At 70.4% G+C, this 3,723-nt stretch carries 4 protein-coding genes; all 4 read right to left on the bottom strand.

The genetic code is table 11. The features are described 5' to 3' along the window. Positions 1-149: 149 nt before the first annotated feature. On the bottom strand, positions 150-962 hold the full coding sequence (locus tag AC27IO_RS21775; protein ID WP_498740716.1) for a DUF4198 domain-containing protein: 813 nt from the start codon (positions 960-962) through the stop codon (positions 150-152). A gap of 47 nt (positions 963-1,009) precedes the next feature. Continuing rightward, the gene (locus AC27IO_RS21780) at positions 1,010-1,534 is read right to left on the bottom strand and encodes a DUF2271 domain-containing protein (RefSeq protein WP_317359737.1); all 525 of its coding nucleotides are present in this window, start codon (positions 1,532-1,534) and stop codon (positions 1,010-1,012) included. 21 nt (positions 1,535-1,555) lie between these two features. Continuing rightward, positions 1,556-2,182: a PepSY-associated TM helix domain-containing protein gene (locus AC27IO_RS21785; RefSeq protein ID WP_317359735.1), complete on the bottom strand. Its 627-nt coding sequence runs from the start codon at positions 2,180-2,182 to the stop codon at positions 1,556-1,558. Positions 2,183-2,680: 498 nt separating this feature from the next. After that, on the bottom strand, positions 2,681-3,664 hold the full coding sequence (locus tag AC27IO_RS21790) for a tripartite tricarboxylate transporter substrate binding protein (protein WP_498740719.1): 984 nt from the start codon (positions 3,662-3,664) through the stop codon (positions 2,681-2,683). Positions 3,665-3,723: the final 59 nt, after the last annotated feature.

Below are 3,723 nucleotides of genomic sequence, written 5' to 3' on the forward strand. Positions count from 1 at the left end.
CGGCGCCGTGGCGTACCCGGCCGGCACGAACGAAGGCAGGGCCGCGCCGCCCGCTGGCCGCGTCGGCAGCACTTCGGTGGTGGCGCTGCTGCGGCCACCGCCCTGCAGCGGCACGCCCGCATAGCGCACCCGCACGGGGGCGGACGGGGTCAGGGCAGTACCTCCAACGTGCCCACGTACGACAGGCGGCGTTCCTTGGCCTGGGGCAGCGACACCTTGTCGTCCCTGGCATCGGCATCGACCCAGTACATGCCGGCCTGCGGCCAGGTCACGCTGAACTCGCCCTTGGCATCGGTGGTGGCCTTGATCTCGTCCTGCTTGTCGCGGTAGCGCGTGGCACCCGCCACCAGCACCACCTCCAGCCCGGCGGCGGGCTTGCCGTCGATGTGGAAGGCGAAGGTGGCCTTGTCGCCCTTCACCAGGTCGTTGGGGTGCGTCACGGGCACCAGCTCCAGCCCCTTGCCGCTGGCCTTCACGGCGCTGGGCTTGCCCACCGTCACGTAGGTTTCGATGCGCCCGGCCGACTGCGTGACCTTGAGGTCCTGCGCGTCGGCAGGCACCTCGGCCGCGAATTTATCCGCCGTGCCGCGCCAGCGCCTGGGCTGGCCGGCCTTGTCCTTGTAGGTGGCGAACAGGCCGTTGTTCAGCACGGCCAGGCGGTAGGTGCCGGTCTGCGTGAGGTTCAGGTCGAACACGCTGCGCAGCTTGCCCTTGTGCGCGTTCTCGGGCGCCACGGCACTGCCGTCGGGGGCGGTGACGGTGAGGTTTTCCAGGCCCAGCGGGAAGTGGTTGAAGAAGAACAGGTCGTTGGACACCGCGGCGTCCACCGTGATCCATTCGGCCTTGGACAGCACGGTGGTGGACGGCAGCAGCCACACGTTGTGGGCTTGCGCGGAGGTGAACGCGCCGCAGAGGGCGACGAGGCAGGCAGCGGCGAGGCGCGATGGGGTCTTGAAATGCATGCGGAAACTCCGGACGGATGGGAATGGGGGGTGAAGGGCTTGCCGGGTCAGGGCTTGAGTTCGAGCGTGATCTCGCCCAGCTCCGTGGTGCCCTTGGCCCGCAGGGGCTCGCCCTTGGCGGCGGGCCAGGCGAAAGGCACGGTCACCACCTCGCGGCCACCGACCTCGCGCGCGGCCTCCACCACCAGCTTGTAGTTGCCGGCGGGCAGCCGGGCGAGCGGGTTGGCGCCTTCGGTGAACTGCAGCAGGTGCTTGCCGGCAGGGCGCGTGGGACTGGTCACGCCGTCGATCGGCACCGACAGTTCGCGGCCCGTGCGGCGCCACCACTGTCGCATGTCCTTGAGCCACTTGCTGCCCTCGGCGTCCTTCATCTTCACGTCGTACCAGACGGCCAGGGTGGAGGCCACGGTGGCATCGGCGCGCTCGACCCACACGGCCACGTACGGGCGGTGGTACTCGGCCACGTCCAGGCGCGGGATCTCGATCCCCACGCCGAGCCCGGCCGCGAAGGCGGGCGCGCCCAGGCAGGCCCCCATCGCCACGGTGTAGCGCAGCTGCAAATGCTTTTTCATGGGCATTTTTCCTCTTTCGGTTCAGTGGATAAACAGGAACGCCAGCAGGGCCGGCAGCACCAGGCCCAGGCCGACCATCGGCCACGTGAAGGGCCGGTTGCCGGCGTGCATCTTCAGGATGAACAGGCCCGTGATGCAGAACACCAGGCAGGCGGCGGCGAAGGCGTCGATGAACCAGCTCCATGCCGCGCCCGTGTTGCGGCCCTTGTGCAGGTCGTTGAAGTAGGAGATCCAGCCCCGGTCGGTGCGTTCGTACTCGGCCTCGCCATCCGCCAGGCCCACGCGGATCCAGGCGTCGCCGCCGGGGCGCGGCAGCGAGACATAGACCTCGTCGGCAGACCACTCGGCCTCGCGCCCTGCCGTGTCGACGGACCACTGCGCCCGCGCCCAATCCTGCAGGGCCGGCGGCCAGGGTGCGCGGGCCTGCCCGACGGGGGGCGCTACAGCCTGGAGTACCGGTGCGGGCACGGTCGCCCGCAGGCTGGTGACCCGGGGCTTGGCCTCGATCTGGCCGGCGTGGTTGAGCGTGAACCCGGTCACCGCGAACAGCAGCATGCCGACGAGGCAGATGGCGGAACTCACCCAGTGCCATTCATGCAGGGTCTTGAGCCAGCGGGCGCGGCGGCGAGGGTCCGGAGGGCGGGTCATGCGGGAACGGAAGGGGCCGGATGGGGGACAGGGAGCGAGCCACCGCACAGGGCGGCGCCCGGGAAAACCCGCAATTCTATGGCGCCTAATTGAAAATGACTCGCATTTGCAAAATCTTTACCCAGAGGTCGCCGGCGCAGCGACCCGCGGGCCAGGGGCCGCGTGCCGCGCGCCTGGCACCGCTGGAGGCCGGCTTTGGCGTCGACATGAAACGCCTGTCGCCCACGGGGGCGCGCCCCCGCGACAGGCTTGCCGTCACACGGCGGCGATGGCGTGATGGCGCGAGGGAGGTTGACTGGCTCGGCCGCTCGCCGAACGCGGGCGCGGGCGTGAACGCCGAAGGCATTCGAACGGCATCGATCTGGCGGAGCGACCCGATTCGCATCGCAAGGTCGCTTCAGCGCCTGGGGCGCGACGCACCGCGTGAACCGGGGCCTGCGCGGCCCCTTCTGAGCGCCATGCCGGCCCGCGCGAAGGCCGGTGCGTGGCGGCTGCGTTTCAGTCCACCTTCACGTTCGCGCTTTTCACCACCTGCGCCATGCGTGCGGCCTCGCTGCGAAAGAACGCCGCCGCCTGCTCGGGCGGTGTGAGCTTGATGTCGTAGCCCTGGGCCAGCAGGGCCTCGCGCGCCTCGGGCATCTCCATGGCGGCCTTGAAGCCGTTGTACAGCCGCGCCACCTCGGCCTTGGGCAGGCCCGTGGGGCCGATGGGGGCGATCCACCCTTCCAGCTCGAAGCCCGACAGGCCCTGCTCGGCGATGGTGGGCACGCTGGGCAGCGTGGGCACGCGCACGGCGGTGGTGACGCCCAGCGCGCGCAGCGCGCCCGCCTTGATGTGCGCCGCGGCCGGCGCCACGGCCACGACACCCAGCTGCACCTGTCCACCCAGGATGTCGTTCATCAGCGGCCCCATGCCCCTGTACGGGATGTGCTTGATGTCCACCTGCGCCTGGTCCACGAACATCGCCGCTCCCAGGTGCAGGATGGTGCCGTTGCCGGACGAGCCGTAGTTCAGCACGCCGGGTTTGGCCCTGGCATACGCGATCAGCTCCTGCACGGTCTTGGCCGGCACCGACGGATGGGCGACCAGCACGAAGGGCGTGGCACCCAGCACGGTGATGGGCGTGATGTCGGCCAGCGAATCGAACGGAATGTTCTTGTAGACGGCCGGGTTCACCACGTGGTTGTTCGAGACGACACCGATCACCGACCCGTCCCGCGGCGCCCGCACGATCTGCGCCGTGCCGGTGATGCCGCCCGCGCCGGGCAGGTTCTCGATCACGACCGGATGGCCCAGGGCCTTGGCCAGGCTGTTGCTGATGGCGCGGATGGCGCCGTCCGCGCCTGAGCCGGCCGACAGCGGCAGGATCACGCGCAGCGGCTTGTCGCCCGGCTGCGCGTTGGCCAGGCCGGGCAGCGCGAGCGCGGCAGCGCCCCAGGCCAGTGCGCGGCGGCGGGTGAGAACGGCGGGGCGCAGCGCCAGTGCGCAGGGGGGTGGGCAGCGATGTCATGGTTTGTCTCCGTGATCGTTGGGGGGGATGA

Source organism: Acidovorax sp. KNOB132 (assembly GCF_057541515.1).